General features: G+C 69.2%; 25 protein-coding genes. 11 read left to right on the plus strand and 14 right to left on the minus strand.

What is annotated here, in order from left to right; translation table 11 throughout:
* Nucleotides 1–166: 166 nt before the first annotated feature.
* Nucleotides 167–1,102 carry a DUF3800 domain-containing protein gene (locus ACIBL3_RS33595; RefSeq protein ID WP_396357833.1) on the plus strand — a complete coding sequence of 312 codons (936 nt, stop codon included), beginning with the start codon at nucleotides 167–169 and terminating at the stop codon, nucleotides 1,100–1,102.
* On the opposite strand, the gene ACIBL3_RS33600 is transcribed toward ACIBL3_RS33595, so the two are convergent.
* From ACIBL3_RS33600 to ACIBL3_RS33610, 3 genes are all read right to left on the minus strand, one after another.
* Nucleotides 1,078–1,371 (minus strand): hypothetical protein, encoded by a 294-nt coding sequence (locus ACIBL3_RS33600; RefSeq protein WP_396357834.1) that lies wholly within the window; start codon nucleotides 1,369–1,371, stop codon nucleotides 1,078–1,080. The two genes, ACIBL3_RS33595 and ACIBL3_RS33600, sit on opposite strands and share 25 nt — an antisense overlap.
* Before the next feature lie 86 nt (nucleotides 1,372–1,457).
* Entirely contained in the window at nucleotides 1,458–4,142 is a 2,685-nt protein-coding gene (locus ACIBL3_RS33605; protein WP_396357835.1) for an ATP-binding protein, read from the minus strand.
* A 10-nt stretch (nucleotides 4,143–4,152) separates the two neighbouring features.
* On the minus strand, nucleotides 4,153–4,944 hold the full coding sequence (locus ACIBL3_RS33610; RefSeq protein ID WP_396357836.1) for an SDR family oxidoreductase: 792 nt from the start codon (nucleotides 4,942–4,944) through the stop codon (nucleotides 4,153–4,155).
* 782 nt (nucleotides 4,945–5,726) lie between these two features.
* On the opposite strand from ACIBL3_RS33610, the gene ACIBL3_RS33615 reads away from it, so the two are divergent.
* The 3 genes from ACIBL3_RS33615 (at nucleotide 5,727) to ACIBL3_RS33625 (ending at nucleotide 7,741) form a co-directional block, all read left to right on the plus strand.
* Entirely contained in the window at nucleotides 5,727–6,101 is a 375-nt protein-coding gene (locus ACIBL3_RS33615; RefSeq protein ID WP_396357837.1) for a YciI family protein, read from the plus strand.
* Between the two features lie 93 nt (nucleotides 6,102–6,194).
* A complete protein-coding gene (locus ACIBL3_RS33620) occupies nucleotides 6,195–6,776 on the plus strand; it encodes an adenylate kinase (RefSeq protein ID WP_396357838.1) in 582 nt (193 codons plus the stop codon).
* Nucleotides 6,777–6,883: 107 nt separating this feature from the next.
* Nucleotides 6,884–7,741, plus strand: coding sequence for a hypothetical protein (locus ACIBL3_RS33625; protein ID WP_396357839.1), 858 nt, complete (start codon nucleotides 6,884–6,886; stop codon nucleotides 7,739–7,741).
* Nucleotides 7,742–7,773: 32 nt separating this feature from the next.
* Here ACIBL3_RS33625 and ACIBL3_RS33630 read toward each other — a convergent pair whose 3' ends face one another.
* Nucleotides 7,774–8,406, minus strand: coding sequence for a hemerythrin domain-containing protein (locus tag ACIBL3_RS33630; protein WP_396357840.1), 633 nt, complete (start codon nucleotides 8,404–8,406; stop codon nucleotides 7,774–7,776).
* Between the two features lie 42 nt (nucleotides 8,407–8,448).
* On the opposite strand from ACIBL3_RS33630, the gene ACIBL3_RS33635 reads away from it, so the two are divergent.
* Entirely contained in the window at nucleotides 8,449–8,715 is a 267-nt protein-coding gene (locus tag ACIBL3_RS33635; RefSeq protein WP_396357841.1) for a DUF1905 domain-containing protein, read from the plus strand.
* Nucleotides 8,716–8,740: 25 nt separating this feature from the next.
* Nucleotides 8,741–9,805, plus strand: a complete 1,065-nt coding sequence (locus tag ACIBL3_RS33640) for a biotin/lipoate A/B protein ligase family protein (protein WP_396357842.1) — start codon at nucleotides 8,741–8,743, stop codon at nucleotides 9,803–9,805.
* Here ACIBL3_RS33640 and ACIBL3_RS33645 read toward each other — a convergent pair.
* The 3 genes from ACIBL3_RS33645 to ACIBL3_RS33655 form a co-directional block, all read right to left on the minus strand.
* A complete protein-coding gene (locus tag ACIBL3_RS33645) occupies nucleotides 9,789–10,607 on the minus strand; it encodes a PhzF family phenazine biosynthesis protein (RefSeq protein WP_396357844.1) in 819 nt (272 codons plus the stop codon). The two genes, ACIBL3_RS33640 and ACIBL3_RS33645, sit on opposite strands and share 17 nt — an antisense overlap.
* Complete coding sequence (locus ACIBL3_RS33650; RefSeq protein WP_396357845.1) at nucleotides 10,604–11,224, minus strand: dihydrofolate reductase family protein; 621 nt, start codon at nucleotides 11,222–11,224, stop codon at nucleotides 10,604–10,606. The genes ACIBL3_RS33645 and ACIBL3_RS33650 overlap by 4 nt, the downstream gene beginning before the upstream one ends.
* 63 nt (nucleotides 11,225–11,287) lie before the next feature.
* Nucleotides 11,288–11,653: a hypothetical protein gene (locus ACIBL3_RS33655; protein ID WP_396357846.1), complete on the minus strand. Its 366-nt coding sequence runs from the start codon at nucleotides 11,651–11,653 to the stop codon at nucleotides 11,288–11,290.
* A gap of 58 nt (nucleotides 11,654–11,711) precedes the next feature.
* On the opposite strand from ACIBL3_RS33655, the gene ACIBL3_RS33660 reads away from it, so the two are divergent.
* Complete coding sequence (locus ACIBL3_RS33660; RefSeq protein ID WP_396357847.1) at nucleotides 11,712–12,152, plus strand: VOC family protein; 441 nt, start codon at nucleotides 11,712–11,714, stop codon at nucleotides 12,150–12,152.
* Here ACIBL3_RS33660 and ACIBL3_RS33665 read toward each other — a convergent pair.
* The 4 genes from ACIBL3_RS33665 to ACIBL3_RS33680 form a co-directional block, all read right to left on the minus strand.
* Nucleotides 12,094–12,531, minus strand: coding sequence for a DUF1707 domain-containing protein (locus ACIBL3_RS33665; protein ID WP_396357848.1), 438 nt, complete (start codon nucleotides 12,529–12,531; stop codon nucleotides 12,094–12,096). The genes ACIBL3_RS33660 and ACIBL3_RS33665 overlap by 59 nt on opposite strands.
* Nucleotides 12,528–13,211, minus strand: a complete 684-nt coding sequence (locus ACIBL3_RS33670) for a PadR family transcriptional regulator (protein WP_396357849.1) — start codon at nucleotides 13,209–13,211, stop codon at nucleotides 12,528–12,530. The genes ACIBL3_RS33665 and ACIBL3_RS33670 overlap by 4 nt, the downstream gene beginning before the upstream one ends.
* 73 nt (nucleotides 13,212–13,284) lie before the next feature.
* Nucleotides 13,285–14,160, minus strand: coding sequence for a helix-turn-helix transcriptional regulator (locus ACIBL3_RS33675; protein WP_396357850.1), 876 nt, complete (start codon nucleotides 14,158–14,160; stop codon nucleotides 13,285–13,287).
* A gap of 55 nt (nucleotides 14,161–14,215) precedes the next feature.
* Nucleotides 14,216–15,217, minus strand: a complete 1,002-nt coding sequence (locus ACIBL3_RS33680) for a methyltransferase (protein ID WP_396357851.1) — start codon at nucleotides 15,215–15,217, stop codon at nucleotides 14,216–14,218.
* A 101-nt stretch (nucleotides 15,218–15,318) separates the two neighbouring features.
* Here ACIBL3_RS33680 and ACIBL3_RS33685 point away from each other — a divergent pair, with 101 nt between their 5' ends.
* The gene (locus ACIBL3_RS33685; protein ID WP_396357852.1) at nucleotides 15,319–16,254 is read left to right on the plus strand and encodes a helix-turn-helix domain-containing protein; all 936 of its coding nucleotides are present in this window, start codon (nucleotides 15,319–15,321) and stop codon (nucleotides 16,252–16,254) included.
* A 7-nt stretch (nucleotides 16,255–16,261) separates the two neighbouring features.
* Here ACIBL3_RS33685 and ACIBL3_RS33690 read toward each other — a convergent pair whose 3' ends face one another.
* A complete protein-coding gene (locus ACIBL3_RS33690; RefSeq protein WP_396357853.1) occupies nucleotides 16,262–16,912 on the minus strand; it encodes a DUF2993 domain-containing protein in 651 nt (216 codons plus the stop codon).
* A gap of 173 nt (nucleotides 16,913–17,085) precedes the next feature.
* Entirely contained in the window at nucleotides 17,086–18,069 is a 984-nt protein-coding gene (locus tag ACIBL3_RS33695) for an NAD-dependent epimerase/dehydratase family protein (RefSeq protein WP_396357854.1), read from the minus strand.
* A gap of 139 nt (nucleotides 18,070–18,208) precedes the next feature.
* Here ACIBL3_RS33695 and ACIBL3_RS33700 point away from each other — a divergent pair, with 139 nt between their 5' ends.
* From ACIBL3_RS33700 to ACIBL3_RS33710, 3 genes are all read left to right on the plus strand, one after another.
* Nucleotides 18,209–18,895 (plus strand): TetR/AcrR family transcriptional regulator, encoded by a 687-nt coding sequence (locus ACIBL3_RS33700; RefSeq protein WP_396357855.1) that lies wholly within the window; start codon nucleotides 18,209–18,211, stop codon nucleotides 18,893–18,895.
* Nucleotides 18,892–19,740, plus strand: a complete 849-nt coding sequence (locus tag ACIBL3_RS33705; protein WP_396357856.1) for an RNA polymerase sigma-70 factor — start codon at nucleotides 18,892–18,894, stop codon at nucleotides 19,738–19,740. Before ACIBL3_RS33700 ends, ACIBL3_RS33705 begins: the two co-directional genes overlap by 4 nt.
* Nucleotides 19,741–19,822: 82 nt before the next feature.
* Nucleotides 19,823–20,170, plus strand: a complete 348-nt coding sequence (locus tag ACIBL3_RS33710; RefSeq protein ID WP_396357857.1) for a DoxX family protein — start codon at nucleotides 19,823–19,825, stop codon at nucleotides 20,168–20,170.
* Here the strand turns inward: ACIBL3_RS33710 and ACIBL3_RS33715 are convergent.
* Nucleotides 20,135–21,364 carry an NAD(P)/FAD-dependent oxidoreductase gene (locus ACIBL3_RS33715; RefSeq protein ID WP_396357858.1) on the minus strand — a complete coding sequence of 410 codons (1,230 nt, stop codon included), beginning with the start codon at nucleotides 21,362–21,364 and terminating at the stop codon, nucleotides 20,135–20,137. The two genes, ACIBL3_RS33710 and ACIBL3_RS33715, sit on opposite strands and share 36 nt — an antisense overlap.
* Nucleotides 21,365–21,390: the final 26 nt, after the last annotated feature.

A 21,390-nucleotide genomic window follows, 5' to 3' on the forward strand; every position in this document is an offset into this window, starting at 1 on the left:
TGCTGACGAAATCACTGGTGCACCGGCCCTCGGTGGCCGATGATGGGCCGCATGACTCCGAAGGCTGCTGCCGCTCACTGATCGCGCGACACCCCGCGCAGGATCACGCCCGTCGCCCGACGGGCCCCTTCAGCGTGCAGCCTTTCAGCCTTGGAGTTCATCACCTATGCACACCCTGCCGTCGCAGGCGTGGGTCGAGATCGCCTGTGACGAGTCGGGATTCTCCGGGAGCAACCTCCTGGATCCCGATTCGCCCGTGATCACCCATGCCGGCGTGGATCTCGCCGTACCGGAGGCCGCCGAGGTGGTCGCCGTACTGCGGTCGTCGTTCCGCCGCCGTGGATCCACCGAGTACAAGTCCAACGTGCTGCTCCGGCCCGCGCAGCGCGAGAGCCTCGAGTGGTTCCTGACCGCCCTGAGCGGGCGGGCGCACGTCCACGTCATCGACAAGACCTGGTACGTCGCCCGCCGCGTGATCGAGCTGCTCGTAGCCGAACCGTCGTACGGCGCGGGCACCAGCCTGGCCGCCGATCACGACGCGGCCGCGCTCGGCATCTACCAGGCGGTGAACCGGACCGAGTTTCTGGACGCGTTCCTCCGGATGACCCGGACGAAGCGGATCCGGCTGCTCGACCACGGTCTGATCGACCGGTTCTTCGCCACCATGCCGCCCGGCGTCCCGGCGCTGCGCGAGCTGACCCGGGCGCACGTTGAAGACGTCGTACGGCGGTTGATCGACGACGACCCGGCGATTCCGCCACCGCTCGAGCCCTTGGTGCCCGCGCTTGCGGAGACTGCGCTGTTCTGGAGCGGTGGCCGCCGGTCGGTCGCGGTGGTGCACGACGAGCAGAGTGCGCTGACCAAGTGGCGCGTGGCCCGGCTGCGGACCTACTTGGCCAGTGCACTGTTCCCGGCTCCGACGCCGTTGTTGACGGTCACCCAGGTCGACTCACGACGCGATCCCCGGGTCCAGGTGGCCGATTTGCTGGCCGGCATCGCCCGCCGGATGCACGCGCGTCCGAGCGACCTGCTCCGGCCCTACCTGGTGGGCGGGCTCTACCCGCCCACCACGTTGGATCAGCCGACCGGCTGGCGGGTGTAGGAGCGGGCGACGTCGATGCCCAGGATCTCCGGGCGGCCGGCCGGTTCGGGTCCGAGGACCTTGGCCAGCGCCGGGCCGAGGCGTTCGGTGAAGAAGCGGTCGGCGTGCTCCTTGGTCGTCCACAGGGTGACCACGCGGAGCCCGTCGGCCGTCGTACCGACGTACCGGGCCTCGAGGCCCTCGACCTGCTCCTCGCCGAGCTGGTCCAGGACCCGGTCGAACTGCTCGATCGCCGCGAACGGCGGGGTGGCGACTGCGATCCACTGCATGATTCCTCCTCGGTGATTTGCCAACACCGATGACGCTAGGGATCGCGCCGCCGCAGCGAATCCGCCAGATCACTCATCCGGGGTACTCATCGCCGGCTGGACCAGGCAGCAATCTGGCTTCGAGTGGCGAACCCGAGCTTGGTGAGGATGTGCTGGACGTGGTTCTGCGCGGTCCGCTCGGAGATCACCAGCCGCTCGGCGATCTGCCGGTTCGTCAGCCCTTCGGCGACGAGTCCGGCGACCTCGAGCTCACGGGCGCTGAGGCCGTGGTCGTCGCCACCGCCCACCCGCGCGACGAGTACCCCGGCCCGCTCCGCGTAGGCCGCCATGCCGAGCAGGTCGATCAGGCGCGCCGCCTCGGTGGCCGGCGGCCGAGCCCGATCGCGGTCGCCCGGCCGATCCCGAGTGAACAGCGTCGAGGCGAGGTGGTACTGCGCCTCGGCCACGAACCCGGCCGCGCCGGCGGTCTCGGCCAGTTCGACGGCCGTGGTGAGATCATCGACCGCGGCATCCAGCCGCCCGAGGGCCGCGGCGGCCCGGCCGATCGCGAGCTCGGCCGGTCCCATGTAGGCGACACCGTTGCCGACGGCATGTTCCCCGCGGAACGGTTGCAGCAGGTCCAGCAGTACGGCGAGGTCGTCGTACCGGCCGAGTCCGAGGCAGGCGAGCGTCGCGTAGACGTACGCCGGGAGCACAAAGAACGCGGGCAGTGACCACGTGTCGATCGGCCCTGCCTGCCGGTACGACGCGGCCGCCTGCTCGGGCGAGTTCGTGCAGAGCAAGAGGTGGGCCCGGGACAGCAGTGACAGCGTGACGAACCGCGGTGGCGGTGTGAACGGCTGCTCGGCGAAGCGACGACTCTCCTCGCTAGGGCCGACGTGTCCGGCCAAGGCGATCTGCAGGGCGAAGTACGCGCCGGTCGCCGGAGCCGGCTCGATCGGACGCATCCGGTCGAACCCACGCCGGGCAATGATGGCCGCTTCGGTGTAGAGGCCGCGAGCCTGCGCGATACAAGCGGCGATCCGGTCGTGGTGCCAGGCTGCGACCGGACCGCCGAGACGATCGACGGCAACGCGGAGCCGGGGGAGTTCCTCGGCTGCGGCGGCCAGCCGACCGCTCTCGATCAGCGCGTCGAGCCGCCAGATCTCGCCCCACATCTCGGCCCGCGGACTGCCGGTCCGCTTGGCCAGTTCGAGCATCTCGGCCGCGAGCTGCAACCGCTCGGCTCGACCTTCGGGACCTGGGCAGGCCTCCTGCCGCGCACGCAGCGCATCCGACAGCGCCCGGTCGTCCTTGGCGGCCCGAGCCAGGTCGAGCGCCTCCGAACTGATCGCGTCCAGCCGCGTCTGTTCACCGTCGTAGAAGGCCAGATGGCTGCGCAGCGACAGCAGTCTCGCTCGCAGCGCAGGATCTCCAATGCGGGCCAGTGCTTCCTCGCACAGTCGCTTCGCGGTCGCGTTGATGGTCGGATCGGGTACGGCTTCGAGCACCAACGCCGCCTCGGCCGCCTGCTCCGGACTCTGCGCCGCTGCCGCCGCGTCGACCGCCGCCGCACAACACCCTTGGAGGTCACCGGCCAGGTACGCCGCCTTGCCCAGGGCAATCAAGATCTCGCAGCACTCCGGTGGGTCGAGCGGCCGAGTCGTCAACGCCTGCCGGTAGAGCCGGACACCGTCCTCATAGGCCAATCGACGTACGGCGTCCTCGGCCGCGCGGACCATCCACATCCGGGCCGTCGCGCCATCGCCGTACTGCGCCAGGACCGCGTAGTGACTGGCGATCGTGGCCAACTGGTCCCCGGGATCGGCCTCCAGCGCGGTGGCGACCGCACGATGGAGCGTCGTCCGTTCGGTGGTCGACAGGGATGCCTCGACCGCGTCGCGCGTGAGGGCGTGGACGAACCGGAAGTCGTTGTCGAGGCGGTCCACGAAGCCCAGCGTGGTGGCCTCGTCGATCAGCGGCAGGCAGTCGTCGACCGATCGTTGCAGCGTCGCGGCAACCGTTTGGAGGCGGAAGTCGCGGCCGACGATGGCTGCTGCCTGGACCAGGTGGCGGCAGTCGTCCGAGGCCCGGTCGAGCCGGGTGCGGACGATCTCCCGGACCGATCGGGGTGGTGGCTCGTTCGGACGCCAGGAGCCGTCGGCGATCGCGCGGGCGAGCTCACGGACGAAGAGCGGGTTGCCGCCGGTGACGTCGTACACCGTTGCCGCGAGCCCGGGATCGGTGGTTGCCAGTGACAACTGTTCGGCGACCTCGGGCGCAGCCAACGCGTGCAGGTCCAGGCGTTCGGCCGTGGAGAGGTCGCCGAGTCCGGTGGTCTCGCGGGCGGTGGCGAGGACCAGGACGCGGAGGTTCGCAAGGTGGCCGGCGAGTTGGCGCAGCACCAGCAGGGAGGGCTCGTCGCCGCGGTGGACGTCGTCGAGGATGATGACCAGACCGTGGTCGCCGGCGGCTTGCCGTACCTCGTCGGCGACTTGCTCGAAGAGCCTGAAGCGGTCGTCTCCGCTGAAGACCTCGTCCGCGTCCAGGTCGAGTGATCGCAGTACCTGCCGCCAGGGCCAGTAGGCGGGTGCACCCTCGGTCTCGGCGCATCGTCCCCAGGCGACAGCGGCTCCCTGGGCGAGGGCTACGCCGGCGACTTCCTGCGCCAGCCGGGTCTTCCCGATCCCCGCCTCGCCGGTGCACAGGACCAGGCGCCCGCGTCCCGCGCGTGCGTCGTCCACCCAGCCCTGCAGCGCCCGCAGTTCCCCCCGGCGTCCCACCATCGCCATGGGGCAAGCATTACTCTCCGATGGGTTTGACGGAAGTTTGCGCGGCGAGGAAGTCCTCCCAGGTGCGGGTGCCGACGTCCGCCCCGCTGAGCGTTAGGTTGCCGCCGGACCGGTACACCTTGCCGATCTTGCCCGGCACGCGGACCGGGAGCGACAGCCGGCGCTTGCCGGTCGCCTTCAGGTAGTCACGGGCCAACTCGCCCAAGGTGTAGACCTTCGGCCCGACCAGGTCGGGCACCAAGCCGGCCGGTTCGCCCAGTGCGAGCTCGACGAGCCGCTCGGCGACGTCCCGGGCATCCACCGGCTGGAACCGCACCCCACCCGGAACAGGGAGCACCGGCAGCTTTGCCATCGCCTGCACGGTCTTCAAGGCGAAGTCGTGGAACTGTGCTGGTCGCAGTACGGTCCACGGCACCGACGACCGCCGTACGGCTTGCTCGGCGCCGAGCTTCGACTTGAAGTACGTCAACGGCAACTGATCCACCGCGGTCACCGAGACGTGCACCAAGTTTTTTACGCCGGTACCCTCGGCCGCCTGAACCAGATTCCGCGTCGCGACGTCGTCACCCTTCGGCCCACCCGCCAGATGCACGACCACCTCGGCACCCTCGAGAGCCGTGTCGAGACCGTCACCCTGCATCAGATCTGCCGCGACGTACTCGACGTCGTCACCCCGGTCCTGCGCGTGCCGGCTAAGCACCCGCACCTTCCACCCCGCGTCCTGCACCAGCGGCACCACCTGCCGCCCCAGCGTGCCCGTTCCACCGGTCACCAACATCGTCCCCACGTTTCCTCCACTCATCCGCAGAATCTGCCTCTCACCCTCCTGACGGACCCCAACCCCCGAGTGTGACCACCCACCCGCCCACCACCCACCACCTAGCCGAGGCGCCAGCCGCCGGCCACCACCCACCCGGGGCGCCCCCGGCAACCGGGCACCGTCCTCCCGGCCATCGCAGCCGGGCACCACCCAACCCACCAGCCGCAGCTGGAGCCGCCGGCCGCAGCCGCTGGCCGCGTTCGGCTCGCGTGTCAGCCGAGGGGTGTGAGCTGGACGGGCACCGCGTGAACCTGCCGGGGCGGCCGGTCAGTCCGGATGCTGGCCGATGCCGGCGGAGAGGGCGGGGGAAGACGGGGGCTTGAACACCGTTTGGTGGGTGGGGACAGGACATAGCAGGTCCGCTCCCACGGCTTCCTGTCCAAGCCCCCGGTGACTGTCGCAGCACCGGGCCCGGCATCGGGCAAGGGGGCAGTTGGACAGGTGGTGTCCGGGCCCGGGTAGTGCACCTGAGCGTGGGTGTCGGCGGGGTGTACGGCGTCACGCGGTGCACTACCTGTCGAGCTGCACGCTGACCCGACGCGCCCGCAGCACCCACACATCCAGCACAAGAGCCGCAATTGCCTGTCCGGGCCCACCGGTTGATGGTCAAGCCCACGCTTTCCGGCTGGGGACACTGCCAATGCCGACCCGGGGTCTGGCTGGTGGGCTGGGACGGCGGGGGTGTGGGCTGGTGAAGAATGTCGAAGGGGGTGGGCCCGGTCCGACGTCTCCGGCGTACTGGCTCTGAAATCCAGGAGGTTGTCGTGAAGTACGTGATTCTGATCCACTCCAACCCGCAGCCGTGGGGGCACCCGACCGTGGACTACACCGAGGTGGGGCGGGCGATCCCGGCGGAGGAGCGCAAGCGGATGTACGAGGAGTTCGACGCGTTGCTGGCCGAGTTGCACGCCTCGGGGGAGTTGCTGTCCGCGGCGGCGCTCGGTGCCCCGGGCTCGTCGACCGTCTACCGGTGGCAGGGCAAGCGGCCGGTCAGCACCGACGGGCCCTACGCCGAGGCGAAGGAGCAGCTGGCCGGGTTCTTCCTGTTCGACTTCGCCACCCGGGAGCGCGCCGAGGAGATCGCCACCCAGTTCGCCGGTCCTGGTGACACGGTGGAGCTACGGCCCGTGATGATGTGATCAGGGCCCCGCAAATCAAGTGATGTACGCCGTACCGCCGGTGCGGAAGTTCTCCTACTCTGAATCGACTACCGAGAGTCAGGAGCACCGCCTGTGACCACCGTCATCCTGATGGGGCCGCCTGGAGCCGGCAAGGGAACCCATGCCGAGTTGCTCGCCGGCCGTCTCGGGGTGCCGGTCATCTCGACCGGCGACATCTTCCGGGCCCAGGTCGCCGAGGGGACCGACCTGGGCCGGACGGCGCAGCGCTACCTCGACGCGGGGGAGTACGTCCCGGACGAGGTGACCAACGCGATGGTCCGCGAGCGCCTGGCCGCCGCCGACTGCCGTCCCGGCTTCCTGCTCGACGGCTATCCGCGCACGCTCGAGCAGGCCGCCGTACTGGACGAGGTGCTTGGTGGCCAGGGCCGCGGCCTGGTCGCGGCCGTCATCCTGCGGGTCGACCAGGAGGCCCTGGTGGCGCGGCTGCTCCGGCGGGCCGAGATCGAGCACCGCTCGGACGACACCGAGGACGTCATCCGCCGCCGCCTCCAGGTGTACGGCGACCAGACAGTCCCGCTGATCAACCTGTACGACGAGCGCGGCCTGCTCCGCGAGGTCGACGGCTCCGGCGAGATCCACGAGGTCCGCCAACGAGTCCTCAACGTAGCCTTCGACCTCACCCCGGCCGAGTGACCTGACCTTCACGGCGTACTGCCAGGAAAGTCCAGGGGCTCTCCCAGCGGGTCTTTCTAACGTCATTGCCTTCGCACGGGGATCGGAACCGACGAAGGAGAAGGACAGTGGAAGACGACGACAAGCCGGTCGGCCGGGTGCTGACCCGGCGGAAGGCGTTGGCCGTGTTCGGTGCGGCCGGAGTGACGTTCACCGCGGTGGGTACGGCGATCGCCGCCGACGCGTCGACGAGTACGACGAAGGCCGTCGACTGCGTGGCGAAGCCGGAGATGACCGAAGGCCCGTACTTCGTGGACGAAGGCCTCAACCGGTCGGACCTGCGGGTGGACACCTCGGACGGGTCCAGGGTCGCCGGGACGACGTTCACGCTGGTGCTGCACATCCTGCAGGTGGGCAGCAAGGCCTGCACTCCGTTGCCTGGCGCAACTGTCGACCTCTGGCACTGTGACGCGGCCGGGGTCTACTCCGACATCGCGGCCGAAGGCACCACCGGCAAGAACTTCCTCCGCGGTTACCAGGTCACCAACTCCGGCGGGATCGTCAAGTTCACCACGATCCTGCCCGGTTGGTACCAGGGCCGGACCGTCCACACCCACGTAAAGGTGCGCACCACCGGCACCGACGGCAACCCGTACGAGTTCACCTCGCAGCTCTTCTTCACCGAGGAATTCAAGGCCGGCTACCTGGCCACGGCGCCGTACGCCGCCGAGGGCACGCCGGACACCACCAACGACGCCGATATTCACTACGCCGACATCGGCGACCAGATGCTGCTACAAGCGAAGCAGACCCGCAACGGCTACGAGGCGGCGTTCGCCATCGCGCTCGACCTCTCCGACACCGGGGTCGGCGCCGACGACGCGTTCAGCATGCCGGGCGGAGGTGGTGGCACCCCGCCGACGGGGACGCCGCCCACCGGTACGCCACCCACCGGTACACCGCCGAGCGCGACCCCGGTGGCGTGATCCGTGCTGAGCCCCAGGTGGCTGCTTGGGGCTCAGCTGCGCCAGACGGGAGCGACGGTCTTGCGGTAGTGGCGGCCGAAGATCCCGGTGATCACGGTGAAGACCGGCTTCGGGATGCCGCTGGTGATCGCGGTCATCTCCTCCGGCCCGGCGCCGTCGGTGACCCAGGCGAAGAACGTGCCGCCCTGCGACGGCCCGATCTTCGCGAACTCCCGCCCCATCGCCTTCAGCTCGGCCGAGTTCTTCTTCTCCAGGTACACCGCTTCGATCTCGGCTTCCTCGTGCTCCAGGTGCTGCACCGTCACCCGTTCCAGCTCCCGCATCGCCGCCAGCGCGAACGCCGCGTCCTCGGACGTCGCTGTCGTGCGCAAGGTCGCGATCGACGTGTGGGCCGCGTTCAGCGCGGTGGTCATCGTCTCGTGCTCGGCATCCATCTGCAGGAGCAGTTCGTGGCTCACCCCGACCGACTCCAGCGCCGGCCAGGCGATGTCGTGCTCCCCCTCGTGATGGTGCGTCAGTTGCTCCTCGAAGTTCGCCCAGGCCGTCGCCAACTGCTCGGCCCGCTGCCGATCCCCCGCGGGGAATGTGCTCAACGCCTCGGTGAATCGCCGCAGGTCCCGCCGGATCGCCGCGTGAATCGCCCGGTTCATGCTCATTTCCACCATGAATCCGGAGTGTAGGCTGAAAGACCAGAATTCGGAGAGAACATGGCAGTTGCGTTTCGCGGGACCGTGCGCCAATGGCGCGACGACAAGCCGGGCGGGCTTGCCGTGGTCGACGTACCGGCCGAATTCGTAGCGGAACTGGGCGGACGCAAACAGCGACGAATCAGCGGCACGCTGAACGGTGCGGAATTCACCGCCAGCACCATGCTGGAGGCCGGCGGCGGCTTTTGTGTCGGCGTCAGCAAAGCCGCGCTGAAATCCGCGGGCGCCGCGGTCGGCGACCGGATCGAGGTCGTTCTGCAGCCGTGACCGCGGGAACATCCCGTGCACTCGGATGGTTGAGCAGAACGTGCATGGTGAGTACAAGGTGCCCGGTGGGAAGTTGGTTGTCGCCGATCTCGACGTGGTCGATGAGCACGTGCGACGGGCGCAGATCAGTGGGGACTTCTTCCTGGAACCGGACGATGCGCTGGAGCGGATCAACGGGGCACTCGCCGGTCTTCCGGTGGCCACACCGGCGGCTCAGGTGGCTGCCCGGGTCCGTGGCGTGCTGGGCGACGGCGTCGAGATGCTCGGGTTCTCACCGGACGCCGTGGCGGTCGCCGTACGGCGTGCGTTGACCGGGGCAACCGGTTGGCGCGACCACGAGTGGGAGTTCGTGCACGACGCACCGCGGGAGCCGGCGTTGCAGATGGCGCTCGACGAGGTGCTGACCGAGCAGGTCGGCTCCGGTGAGCGCGCGCCGACGCTCCGGGTCTGGGAGTGGGCGTCGAACGCGGTCATCATCGGAAGCTTCCAGTCGCTGAGCAACGAGGTCGACCTCGACGGCGCCGCCAAGCACGACGTGACAGTGGTACGGCGGATCAGCGGCGGTGGAGCCATGTTCGTCGAGCCGGGAAACACCATCACCTACTCGCTCTACGTCCCCGAGTCGCTGGTGTCCGGGCTGTCGTTCGTCGAGTCGTACGCGTTCCTGGACGACTGGGTGATCGGCGCGCTCAATGACCTCGGGATCGCGGCGACGTACCAGCCGATCAACGACATCACCTCGCCGGCGGGCAAGATCGCCGGTGCCGCTCAGAAACGGCTGGCAGGCGGCGCCGTCCTGCACCACGTCACGATGGCCTACGACATGGACGCCGCCAAGATGCTCGAGGTGCTGCGGATCGGCCGGGAGAAGCTGTCCGACAAGGGCACCACTAGCGCGAACAAGCGCGTCGACCCGCTGCGCAGCCAGACTGGGCTCGACCGCGCCGAGGTGATCGACCGGATGGCCGCGTCGTTCGCCGGCCGCTACGGCCTCAAGCCCGGCTCCATCGACCCCGCCACCATCGAGCTCGCCGAGGACCGCGTGACGACCAAGTTCGGCACCGAGGACTGGCTCACCCGGGTTCCGTGATCGGTACGGCGTTGCCGCTCACCCGGACCCTGGTGTCGTCGGCCCGCAGCTCGACGTGGATCAAGCTCGGCCGGCCAAGGTCCTCCCCTTGGTGCAGTGTGAGCGTGACCGGCGCCTGGACGACACCGCGGTCGCGCAGGTAGGCGCCGAACGCTGCCGCCGCCGCGCCGGTCGCCGGATCCTCGACCACCCCGCCGACCGGGAACGGATCGCGCACGTGGAAGGTCGTAGCGGACTCCCGCCAGACCAACTGCAGGGTGGTGAGATCGCGTTCGAGCATGTACGCGAGCAGGCGGTCGAAGTCGTACTCGAGGTCCGCGAGCCGTTGCCGGGTCGACGTACTCAGGACGAGGTGGCGGGCGCCGGCGTACCCGATGGCCGGCGGTAGGGCGGGATCGAGTTCGTCGGCACGCCAGCCGAGGATGTCGAGGACCTCGCTGACGTCGCCGACCTCCTCGACGTACGGCTCGACACTCGTCAGCGTCGCCCGCAAGCCTTCGTCGACAGCGACCGGCACCTCGCCGGCAGGTGTCGAGAAGACCAGCTCACCCGGGCCGATCCGTTCGGCGAGCGCCACCGCGGTGGCCACGGTGGCGTGCCCGCAGAACGGGACTTCCGCCTTGGGGGAGAAGTACCGCACCTGATACTCGCCGGTCACGAAGGCGGTCTCGGAGTAGCCGACGTCGGTGGCGATCGCCTGCATCGCGGCGTCGTCCAGACCGCTCGCGTCGAGTACGACGCCGGCGGGGTTGCCGCCGGTCGGGTCGGTGGTGAAAGCCGTGTAGCGGAGTACCTCGGTCATCGGCGCCTCAGGGTGAGATGGGTGGCAGCAGGTGAGCTGATCATCTCAGTCACCTCGTAGTTCTTCAGAGCGTCGGCGACGTTGTCGAACAGCCGCTCACCGGCCCCGGCCAGCAGCGGGACCTGAACCAGGTGCAGCTCGTCGATCAGCCCGGCCCGCAGGTACTGCTGGACCGTTGCGGCGCCGCCCCCGATCACCACGTCCTGGCCCTTGGCCGCCGCGAACGCCCGCTCGAGCACGATCTCGACCGGCTCGTCGGTGAAGTGGAACGTCGTACCGCCGTCCATCGGCTGCGACTCCCGCGGGTGGTGCGTGTGCACGAAGACGTCGTGGTGGTACGGCGGATTGTCACCCCACCAGCCCTTCCACGAGTCGTCCTGCCACGGACCGCGGATCGGGCCGAACATGTTCCGGCCCATGATCGTCGCGCCGACCTCCTGGTCCCACCGGGCGACCCGCTCGGCGTCGATGCCGGTCGCGCCGGGCTCCTGCGCAGCGAACATCCAGTCGTGCAGCCCGTCCATGCCGTCCCCGAACGGCGCCTCCTCGCGCTGGTTCACCCCGGCGCTGAACCCGTCCGCCGTGATCGTGAAGTTGTGGACCCGAACCTTGGCCATCGCAGTCTCCTCAGGTTGTGCTTGCACCCGCTGGTCGGAGCCGATCCGGCTGCTTTGACACGACTACTCGGTCCAGTCCAGCTGTGGTTCGGGGATTCCCAGCCGTCGCCCGAACGCCTGCGCGTCGGCCCGGGCTGCCGCGTCACCGCGCGGATACCGGAACACGCGGTCCGGGAACACCACGAAGATCTCCTTGGCGCTGTGGAAGTCGGCGTACCAGCCGGGGGAGTCCAGGCTGCCCGCCAGCTCTCTGGCCAGCGTCTCGGTGTGCCAGTCCTCCACCTCGAACTCCAGCACCGACCACACCGGCGGCTGGTCGGTCGACGCGCTGCTCACGTCGTACCGGCTGATCTTCCGCACCGACAGCGGGATCTCCGTCAACTCGGTCCCCACCCGGAGACTCTCCAGGATCAACACACCCTCGTACATGCCGATCTCCTCTCCTCGCCCTCGACGCTAGTGCCCCGCGCCGACATACCGTGGGGCCGTGGAGCTTGGATACGTGATCCTGTACGTCGAGGACCTCGACGTCTCGGTGGAGTTCTACCGGGACGTGCTCGGGTTGCCGTACAAGTTCACCGACGCGGGGTACGCGGAGTTCGGGACCGGCGCGACGCGGTTCGCGCTGTACGAGCGGCGGCGCGCGGAGTGGCTGACCGGGCGGGCGGTGACGCCCGGCCCGGCCGCGGAGATCGTGCTGATGGTCGGCGACGTGGACGCGTGCGCCGATCGCCTCGCCGGCTTGGGCGTGACGGTGCTCAGCGGGCCGGCCGACCGTCCGTGGGGACACCGGACGGTGCACGTGGCCGATCCCGACGGGTTCGTGGTCGAGTTGGCTCAGGAGATCCCGCGGCAGCGGGGACGGCGGGTCAGCGGCGACGGTGGTAGTGCTGCTGATGCTGCCAGCGGTGGCGGTGCGCCCCGCTGAACAAGGCGATCCAGAACAGCCCCCACAACAGCCACGGCGCGGTCAGCAGGACCGCCGTGACGACGAGGCCGATCATCAGGACCGGCGCAAGCATCACGAACGGCGGCGGGCCTTGCCGTTGCCGCTGCCGAACCGGCTTCCCGGCCGGTGACCAGGGCCCGCGGACGAGTTGGAGCTCGGCCGGGTCCGGGAGGTCGTCGAACAGTGGCACGAGGTCGTCGGCGTACCGGGCGCGAGTCGCGTGCTCGCTGCGGTCCTCGAACTCCTCCTGCGTCAGCCGGCCGGCGACGAAGTGGTCGCTGAGCATCGCCACGGCCTGGTCGCGCTCGGCGTCGCCGATCCGGACCGGGCCATGGCGCTCGGGGAGGTACGGGTTCATGACCGGTCCTGCGGCTCGTCGTCGGCCAGGATGCCGTACAGCTTGCGCCGCAGCTCGGCCAGCGCGTCCTTGGCCTGCGCCTGCTGCTCCGGCGTACCGGTCGCGAGGATCTGCCACATCGCCGCCGCGGCCTGGCCGAGCATCGGTTTCAGCCCGTTCTCGTCGTCGTCCGACCGCGGCGCGCCCATGGCCTCCCACGGCGCCCGGACCTCGTCGGCGTGCTCGGCGACGTACGTCCGGCCCTCGTCGGTCAGCGTGAAGGTCCGGCGGCCGACCTCGGCGTCGGCCGTGACCAGGCCCTCGTCCTCGAGCTGCTGCAGGGTCGGGTAGATCGAGCCGGGGCTCGGCTTCCACACGCCACCGCTGCGTTCGGCGATCTCCTGGATCAGCTGGTAGCCGTTCATCGGCTGCTCGGCCAGTACGGCGAGGATCGCCGCGCGGACGTCACCGCGCCGGGCCTTGGGTCCGCGCCAGCGGGGCGGCGGCCCACCCCACGGCGGCCCGAAGAACTGCCCACCGAACATGCCCCACTGGCCCCCGAACGGGTGCTGATGTCCGTGATGGGTCTTGCGGCCGCCGCTCATCGCGGCCCACAACTCTTCCTTCAGGTCCTCGAACGCTGAACAGTGCCGGGCGAGGTGCTGCCAGGGCCACCCCGCCGCGTACGTCGATCCGGTCATCCCGACCACCCGTCCCTCGGCTGAGAATGCGATAGTTCGACGATATATCGCGAACGATCGCAACCCAAGGGATTCAGCCGGCTGACTCCTCGGCCGCCTCCATGGTCGCCCGCCAGCTCGCGAGCAGCCGGAGCGCGTCGTACGTCGGTGAGCCCTGCTCGGCCGTGTAGACGGTCAGGGTGAGACCCGGATCGGCGGGCAGCGGCATCGCCTCGAACCGCAGCTCCAGCGGGCCGACCTCCGGGTGCTGGAAGTGCTTGACGCCGGTGTGGTGCAGGCGGACGTCGTGCGCGGCCCAGCGCCTGCTGAACTCCTCGCTGCGAGTAGTGAGCTCGCCGATCAGCTCGGTCAGCTTGCTGTTGTAGGGGTCGCGACCGGCCTCGGTGCGCAGCAGAGCGACTGTGGTGTTCGCCGAGCGGTTCCAGTCCGGGTAGAACGTCTGCGCGGCCGGGTCGAGGAAGTTGAAGCGGGCCAGATTGGCCGGGCGAGCGGCTTCGGCGAACACCGGGGCGAACATCGCCCGGCCGAGCTCGTTCGTAGCGAGCAGGTCGAGCCGGCCGTTGCGTACGAACGCCGGCGACTCGGTCAGCGACTCCAGGATCGCCAGGATGCCGGGACGGACTTCCTCAGTGGTACGGCGACGTCGCGCCGTACGCGGGGATGCCCCGGCGGTGCGGGCCAGGTCGGACAGGTGCTGGCGCTCGGCCTCGTTGAGTTGGAGGGCGTCGGCGATCGCGTTGAGCACGCTGTCGGACACTCCGCCGAGCTGGCCGCGCTCTAGGCGGGCGTAGTACTCGACACTCACCCCTGCGAGCAGCGCGACCTCCTCGCGACGCAGACCCGGCACCCTGCGGTGCCCCGAGTGCAGGCCGCCGAGTCCGGCCTGCTCCGGCGTGACCTTCGCGCGCCGGCTGGCCAGGAACTCGCGGATCTCACTGCGGTTGTCCACGCTTTCGAGGCTAGCGCGGGCGTTCCAGGTCAGGGGTGCCCTGTGAGTACCACCCTCAGGTCGCTTCGATCACCCGGTAGTCGTACGGCGGGATCGCATCGCTGACGGCAGTCAGTGTGAAGCCTGCCTGGGACAGGAGGCTGCGGAACTCGGCCTCGGTGCGCTCACGGCCACCGGTCACGACAAGCATGTGGATATCGACCAGCAGTGTCGGCACGTCCTTCGGACTGGCGAGCTCGGGGAGCATTCGTTCGAGGATCAGCAGGTGTGCGGTCGGCGGCATCGCGGCCCGGCAGTTGCGGAGTATCTGCAGGGCGGCGGCGTCGTCCCAGTCGTGCAGGATCTGCTTGAGCAGGTAAGCGTCCGCCCCCTTGGGCACCTCGTCGAAGAAGTTGCCGGGCTCCAGGCGGCAGCGGTCCGCGACAGCTCGTGCTTCTAGTGTCGTCGCAGCGTCCTCGAGGCCGGACGAGAGGTCGAAGACGATGCCTTGCAGGGTTGGCTGAGCGGTGAGCAGCTCGGCGATCAGGGTGCCGTCACCGCCGCCGACGTCGAGGATGGTGTTGAAGCGCTGTGGGCGGATGGCGTCGACCAGGCCGGGTGCGGCCGCGCGGGAGTGTTGCGACATCGCCTTGTTGAAGGTGGCCGATGCTTTCGGATGGCTTGTGTAGTAGTCGATCCAGAACATGCCGTGGGCCTGCAACCAGCCGGGGACGCCGGTTCGGATCGCAGTAACCAGTTCACCCCAGCTGAGCCAGGACGCCTTGTCCCACAGCATCGCGGACAGCGCCTGGATCGAGTCGTCGGTTGTGCTGCGCAAGCATCCACCGGCCTCGGTGAGCTCGAATTGGTCGGTGTCCGTCTGCTGAGTGAGGCCCAGTCCGGCCAAGGCGCGCAGCAGGCGGCGGAGGGATTGCTGGTCGGCGTCGAGCATCTTCGCCAGGTCGGCGCTGGACCGTGGGCCGTCCTCGAGCAGGTCCGCCAGGTTGAGCTCGGCGGCCGCGCTGACGACCTTCGTCACGGTTGCGCCGAAGAGCAGCTGGTCTTGGTTCGTGGTCATTCGGCCACGTTCACACCGGTTGCGCGGCGTGGACATGACCAGGAGTGCACAGGTGTTGAGGATCGGTGTACTGGTCGCTGGTGGGTGGTTACGGTGGGCGGATGAGCGTCGTGTTCCGGGCCGACGACCAGCCGGTGAACGCACGAGCCGACTACTGGCATCAGGTGGTCGGCGACACGCTCGCGCGCCTGGACCTGGCGGCTCCACCGTCGCTGGACGCCCGGGATCGCCTGCGGGTCGGCGAACTCGGTCCGGTGCGGGTGGTCGAGTTGTCGACGGGCGAGTCGAGCCGGGCGACTCGTCGTCGTACGCATATCAGCAGCTCGGATCCTGAGCTGTTCAAGATCGACGTCCAGGCTCGCGGCCACGGTCTGATCGCGCACGGCGGGCGGGAGGCTCGCTGTGCGCCGGGTGACTTCATTCTTGTCGATTTGTCGCGGCCTTGTGGGTGGGCGAACAGCCCGGCGGCTGGTCTCGTGGCGGTGGCGTTTCCGCGATCTCTGTTGCCTGCTTGGGATCTGGACTCGCTGACAGGTGTCCGGATCGCGGGCGACGACGGGCTTGGTGCGCTCGTGCCCTCGCTGGCGCTTCGGCTTCCGAAGCACCTCGACGACGCCGACGGCGGACGACTCGGTACGGCGATGCTCGACCTGCTGACCGTGGTCCTGGCCGAACGGCTCGGCGACGGTCGCAGCGTCCCGCCCGCTACGCGGCGGCGAGCGCTGCTGGTCCAGATCCACGCGTTCATCGAGCAACACCTGTCGGATCCGGCGCTGTCGCCGCGGAGCATCGCGGCCGCCAACTACATCTCGGTCCGCTATCTCCACAAGCTGTTCGAAGCCGAGCAGACGACTGTGGTCGCCTCGATCCGGCGGCGCCGGCTGGCCCGCTGTCACCGCGACCTGGTCGACCGAGGTCTGCGCGCCGTACCGGTCAGTGCGATCGCCGCCCGCTGGGGTTTCACCAGCGCCGCTCACTTCACGCGGGTGTTCCGTGCGACGTACGGCGTACCACCGACTGAACTGCGCAACTCCTGATCGCCCGTCAGGCAGCGAACTTCATGTCGTCAGCGGTGGCGACGAGGACGACGGAACTGCCTTCGACGGCGACCTGCTTGAGGGAGGCGCCGAACGGGAGCTCGGGGAGGGTGATGCCTCGGGCGAGCAACCGGCTGACGACGGTGCGGAGGGCTGACGGGACTGCGTCGGAGAGCTGGTCGACGGCGAGCACTATGCGACCCTTCTCGACCTTCGGGACGAGTGTCGCGTCGACGTCGACACCGCGAACCGCCAGTTGCGCGTGCAGTTTCTCGTCCACGACGCGCAGGGTCAGGTCGTCGACGCCGGTCGCCCGGGCGGCGAGCTTGGTCAGCTCTGCCGGTGACAACCGGAGTTTCATGTCCGTCGAGTCGATGGTGACCGCTGCGCCGGAACCGCCCGTCACCAACGCGCGCGGCACGTGTACGCCGGTCATCGTCACCGTGAGGTCCTCGGCGGGGACGTCCGAGAACGTCGGCTGCTGCATCGTCAGCGTGACCGATTTGAACTCCTCCCGCGCGACCTGCGGCAGGAACCCGAACCCACCGATCCGGACGCTGGTGTCCGCAGCCTGCACGTCGTACTTCGCAGCCTCGTCAGCCGCCATCGTCGCCAGCCGATCCTCGGCCACCCACGCCGCCGCCCGATCAGCGCCCACCACAAGACACCCCAGAACCACAACGGTGACCACCAAACGCCGCAACCACCGACGCGGTCTCCTCAAACCCATTCCAGCCCTTCCTGGCAATCCCGGCCCACAAGGCCCTGGCGGCCCCCGTAGACCCGCACAGCCTAGGCCAGCCCCCCAAACCACCCCCTGGCGGTCTCGGATCAGCGGAGGGCGGCGATGGTTTCGCGGAGGGCTTCGTCGGTGGGGGTGGGTTCGATGCCAAAGGCAACGGTTGCGGCGGTGGAGTCGATCACGAACGGGCGGTGCCACTGGTACTGCGTCTCGACCATCGCCCGCGCGGTCGGGTTGAACAGCCCGGCAAGCCGCAACGCAAACCCAGGCATCTTGCCGACCCGCGCGGTTGGCGCTCCCGCGAGCTCAGCCGCGCGGGTGGCCAGCTCGCGGACCGACTGCGGCGGGGGAGTAGGCACATGCCACGGCCGCCCCCACGCCTTCTCATCCGCTGCAACTGCAACCAGCGTGCGCGCAACATCACCGACGTACGTCCAACTGTGCGGTGCGTCCAGATCAGCAGGCGCCGTAGCGCGCCCCCCTTTGATCACCTTCGGCAGAACCATCACGCTGAACGGCGTCACCGCGTGCGCGCCCAGATAATCCGACCCTCGCACCTCAGCCGTCCGAATCCGCCCAGCCTCGTGGGCGGCCAGCGCATCAGTCCACAGTTTCGCGCGCACCTCACCCTTCACCGAGTTCGGCCGCAACGGCGTCTCCTCGGTCATCGGCCCGTCCACGTCGCCGTACCCGTACAAGTTCCCCGTCGTCACCAGTACGGCGCCCGTCTCCTCAGCCGCCCGCACCAACGCCGCCCCAATCGGCGGCCAGTCCGTAACCCACCGGTGGTAAGCAGGCCCCGCACAGGAGTACAACCCCGCCGCCCCCTTGACCGCCCCCGCCAACCACTCCCCATCCGAAGCATCCCCCGCCACACACTCAATCCCGTCCGCCCCATCTGGCTGCACGAGGGATTGCTGCGGGAGGGATTGCTGGGGGTGGGGCTGCTGCGGGAGGGGTTGGGGGCCGCGGCCGGTGCGGGTGATCAGGCGGACCTGCTCGCCGCGAGCGGCGAGGAGGTGGGCGGTGGCTGATCCGACCGGGCCGGCTCCGACGACGACGTGCAGGGACATGGTGGGCGACCTCTCCTGGAATTCGGGTGAGAGAACAGTGTTCTCGAATAGGTTCACTGTACTCAGGCCGCGCAGCCCCGGTCAAGAACACTGTTCTCGAAACGTTCCAGTGTTCTCGGTCCTGTGTCAGACTGACCCCATGTCCGCACCATCGGTCCGCGCCCGCGTCCGCTCGGAGATGAGCCAGGAGATCAAGGCCGTCGCCCGCCGGCACCTGGCGAGCGACGGCGCGAACCTCTCCCTAAGAGCAGTCGCCCGCGACCTGGACATCGTCGCCTCCGCCCTCTATCGCTACTTCCCGAGCCGCGACGCCCTGCTCACCGCCCTGATCATCGACGCCTACGAGGCCCTCGCCGCCGCCGCGACCGAGGCGGAGTCCGCCGTACCCCGCGACGACCTCCGCGACCGCTGGCTGGCTGTCTGCCGGGCCGTACGCACCTGGGCCCTCGCCCACCCCGCCGAGTACGGCCTGATCTACGGCGCCCCGGTCCCGGACTACGCCGCCCCGCAGGACACCGTCGAGCCGGCCTCGAAGGTGATCCTGCTGCTCGTCGGCATCGTCACCGACGGCCTCGGCCGGCTCGACTCGATCAAGGCCTCACCGTTGACCATGCCGCTGCGCGCCGACCTCCGCCGTCTGATCGACGAGCGCCAGGGCGACCTGCTCGAGGAGCGGCTCGACCGCGTTCTGGTCGCGTGGACGCACCTGTTCGGCGTCCTCAACTTCGAGGTCTTCGGCCGCCTCGACGACATGATCGAGGCCCGCGCCGAGTACTTCGACCACCACATGATCCTGATGGCCGACCTCGCCGGTCTGCCCAAGTGACGCGCTTCACCGAGCACAAAGGACTCCTGTACGCCGTCGCCTACCGCATGCTCGGCAGCGTCGCCGACGCGGAGGACGTCGTACAGGACGCCTGGATCCGCTGGAACAAAGTGGATCAGGCAACAATCGACGACCCCGAGGCCTACCTCGTCAAAGTCACCATCCGGCTCTCGATCGACCGAGTCCGCAGCGCCGCCGTACGGCGTGAGTCCTACGTCGGCCCGTGGTTGCCCGAGCCGATGCTCACCACCCCGGACGCAGCCGACGACGTCGTCCGCGCCGACTCGGTTTCGACCGCGATGCTCCTTGTCCTGCAGGCGTTGTCGCCCACCGAACGCGCAGTCTTCGTCCTCAACGAGGCCTTCGGCTACAACCTCACGGAGATCGCGACCATCCTCGGCCGACGCGACGCAGACGTCCGCCAACTGGCCCACCGTGCCCGCACGGCAGTCGCGAACCGCCGCCGCAAGTACGACGCAGACCCGTCAACGCAGCAGCAAGTCACCGAGCGATTCCTGGACGCCTGCCTGGGCGGAGAACTGAAGGCGCTCATGGACGTACTCGCGCCAGACGTCACCCTGATCAGCGACGGCGGCGGCCTGACCGGTGCCCCGCGCAAGCCGATCCACGGCCCGCAATACGTCGCCCAGGCGATCATCCTGCTGTCCCAACGCCGCCCCGCCGACTCCAACGTCGTACTGCGGCACGTCAACGGCGCTCCAGGCCTGGTCATCTACTCCGGCGCCACCCCGGTGATCGCAGCCACCTTCCACCTCGTCGACGGCGCCATCGAGACCATCCACGTCGTCAGCAACCCGGAGAAGCTCACAGGTGTTGTGATCTGACTCACCAAACCAGACCTGTCACGCTCCAGCCACCTGTCTCGTCCGTGAGGCGCCCACCCACCAGCGGACGAAACGGAACCTCATGTACGCCGTCTACCTCGCAGCCACCCTCCTCGCCGCAACCCTGACCGCCTCAGCCGCCGTGGCCAACTTCATCGGCCACGCCTACCCCAAGGCGCAAGCCGACAAGCTCAACGTCCCCCACACCTGGATGCGCCCCCTCGGCACCCTCCTGGCCGCAGGTTCCCTAGGCCTCCTGGCCGGCCTGGCCATCCCACCTCTGGGCTTCCTCGCCGGCGCCGGCCTCGTCCTCTACTTCCTGGCCGCCCTCGCCGTACACCTCAAAGCCCACGACCACCAACTAGCCGCCTGGACCCTCTACTTCACCACCTCCCTAGCGGCTCTGATCACGAACCTCACCTACCACTAGCCAGTTCCGTCGGAGCATCACCCAAGCAGCCCGCGCGATGGCCGCCGGCGCCAGCAACTGGCGGAGACCGATGGTTCGGTTGACGAAGGCAAGCATGTGAGCCGCGGTCCGCTCGTCACGTACGGCGGCACCGAGCAGCAGCCGGTCGACAGGTGTCGGCGGACCGGCCTTCGCCTGATCCTCGATCGTCGACTGGTGTCCGGTGAGCGCCTTGCGACGCCGTACGTACTGCCGAAGCGCCGGCTCGAGCGGACGGTCTGCAAGCAAAGCCGGCGCGACCGCATCGGCCAACCACTCGGCGGTCTGGAACGCCCACCCACAACCGACACCCTGCGACGGGTCCGAAGTCATCGCCGCATCGCCGATCAGCGCAACATCAGCACGCGGCACCGAGGATCGGGTGATGAGCGGACAGTCGGTGGCCCCGACGATCGGTGAGTTGCGGTCGGCCGCATCGAACACCGGGCCGTCCGGCAGCCGTCGCAGATCGGCCAGGAGCGCGGACTCCCGGTCCGATCGGTACGCCGGAAGTGCTGCCTTGACCGGCATCGACGCCAGCACGGTGATGCCGTCGTCGTTGGGCATGGCGTACGCGATCCCGGGCTCGTGCAGCCAGATCTGGGTCTTCGAGCCCGACGTCTGCCGAACACCCGTGAACTCGGCGAAGTAGATGAACCGCTCGTTCGGCGCCACCCGCTGCTCGGCGCCGGCGAGTTGCGCTACGACCGAGTTCACGCCGTCCGCGCCGACCACGAGCCGCCCGTGCACAGACCGCTCGCTCCCGTCCTCGCCCCGAACCCGGACACCACCGTTGTCCAGCAGCCCGATCACCCGGTGCCCCAGCATCAGATCGACGCCGCTCGTCCCGGCGGCCAGCTCCCGGACCATCGGATCGAGCTTGGCCCGGCGAATGCTGTACCCGTGCGGACTGCCGGGCGGACTCGCCACCCACCCCCACGGCGTGTAGCAGTCGAGCCCGTTCCGGATCCCGCCCGCCGCCTCGATCGTCCGGTCCAGACCGAGCCGCCGGATCGTCGGCGTCGCACAGGCCATCACGTGATGCGTGCACAGCACCTTGAAGGTGTCGATGCGGTGATGCTTCTCGACGAGCGCGACCCGCAACCCCGCCTGTCCGAGCAGGGTCGCCGCCGTCGATCCCGCGATACTCGCCCCGACCACGATCACGTCGTACATCTGCGACCCCTCCCGACAGACAGCAC

The organism is Kribbella sp. NPDC050124, assembly GCF_044460355.1.
Lineage (GTDB): Bacteria > Actinomycetota > Actinomycetes > Propionibacteriales > Kribbellaceae > Kribbella.

Bases quoted from the DNA above. Each gene is read 5' to 3' on its own strand.
- ACIBL3_RS33635 (WP_396357841.1), top strand. From the start codon at position 8,449: ATGGCAGTTGCGTTTCGCGGGACCGTGCGCCAATGGCGCGACGACAAG.
- ACIBL3_RS33640 (WP_396357842.1), top strand. From the start codon at position 8,741: ATGGTTGAGCAGAACGTGCATGGTGAGTACAAGGTGCCCGGTGGGAAG.
- ACIBL3_RS33645 (WP_396357844.1), bottom strand. From the start codon at position 10,607: ATGACCGAGGTACTCCGCTACACGGCTTTCACCACCGACCCGACCGGC.
- ACIBL3_RS33600 (WP_396357834.1), bottom strand. From the start codon at position 1,371: ATGCAGTGGATCGCAGTCGCCACCCCGCCGTTCGCGGCGATCGAGCAG.
- ACIBL3_RS33650 (WP_396357845.1), bottom strand. From the start codon at position 11,224: ATGGCCAAGGTTCGGGTCCACAACTTCACGATCACGGCGGACGGGTTC.
- ACIBL3_RS33610 (WP_396357836.1), bottom strand. From the start codon at position 4,944: ATGAGTGGAGGAAACGTGGGGACGATGTTGGTGACCGGTGGAACGGGC.
- ACIBL3_RS33710 (WP_396357857.1), top strand. From the start codon at position 19,823: ATGTACGCCGTCTACCTCGCAGCCACCCTCCTCGCCGCAACCCTGACC.
- ACIBL3_RS33665 (WP_396357848.1), bottom strand. From the start codon at position 12,531: ATGAACCCGTACCTCCCCGAGCGCCATGGCCCGGTCCGGATCGGCGAC.
- ACIBL3_RS33680 (WP_396357851.1), bottom strand. From the start codon at position 15,217: ATGACCACGAACCAAGACCAGCTGCTCTTCGGCGCAACCGTGACGAAG.
- ACIBL3_RS33595 (WP_396357833.1), top strand. From the start codon at position 167: ATGCACACCCTGCCGTCGCAGGCGTGGGTCGAGATCGCCTGTGACGAG.
- ACIBL3_RS33685 (WP_396357852.1), top strand. From the start codon at position 15,319: ATGAGCGTCGTGTTCCGGGCCGACGACCAGCCGGTGAACGCACGAGCC.
- ACIBL3_RS33655 (WP_396357846.1), bottom strand. From the start codon at position 11,653: ATGTACGAGGGTGTGTTGATCCTGGAGAGTCTCCGGGTGGGGACCGAG.
- ACIBL3_RS33670 (WP_396357849.1), bottom strand. From the start codon at position 13,211: ATGACCGGATCGACGTACGCGGCGGGGTGGCCCTGGCAGCACCTCGCC.
- ACIBL3_RS33605 (WP_396357835.1), bottom strand. From the start codon at position 4,142: ATGGCGATGGTGGGACGCCGGGGGGAACTGCGGGCGCTGCAGGGCTGG.
- ACIBL3_RS33695 (WP_396357854.1), bottom strand. From the start codon at position 18,069: ATGTCCCTGCACGTCGTCGTCGGAGCCGGCCCGGTCGGATCAGCCACC.
- ACIBL3_RS33715 (WP_396357858.1), bottom strand. From the start codon at position 21,364: ATGTACGACGTGATCGTGGTCGGGGCGAGTATCGCGGGATCGACGGCG.
- ACIBL3_RS33630 (WP_396357840.1), bottom strand. From the start codon at position 8,406: ATGGTGGAAATGAGCATGAACCGGGCGATTCACGCGGCGATCCGGCGG.
- ACIBL3_RS33700 (WP_396357855.1), top strand. From the start codon at position 18,209: ATGTCCGCACCATCGGTCCGCGCCCGCGTCCGCTCGGAGATGAGCCAG.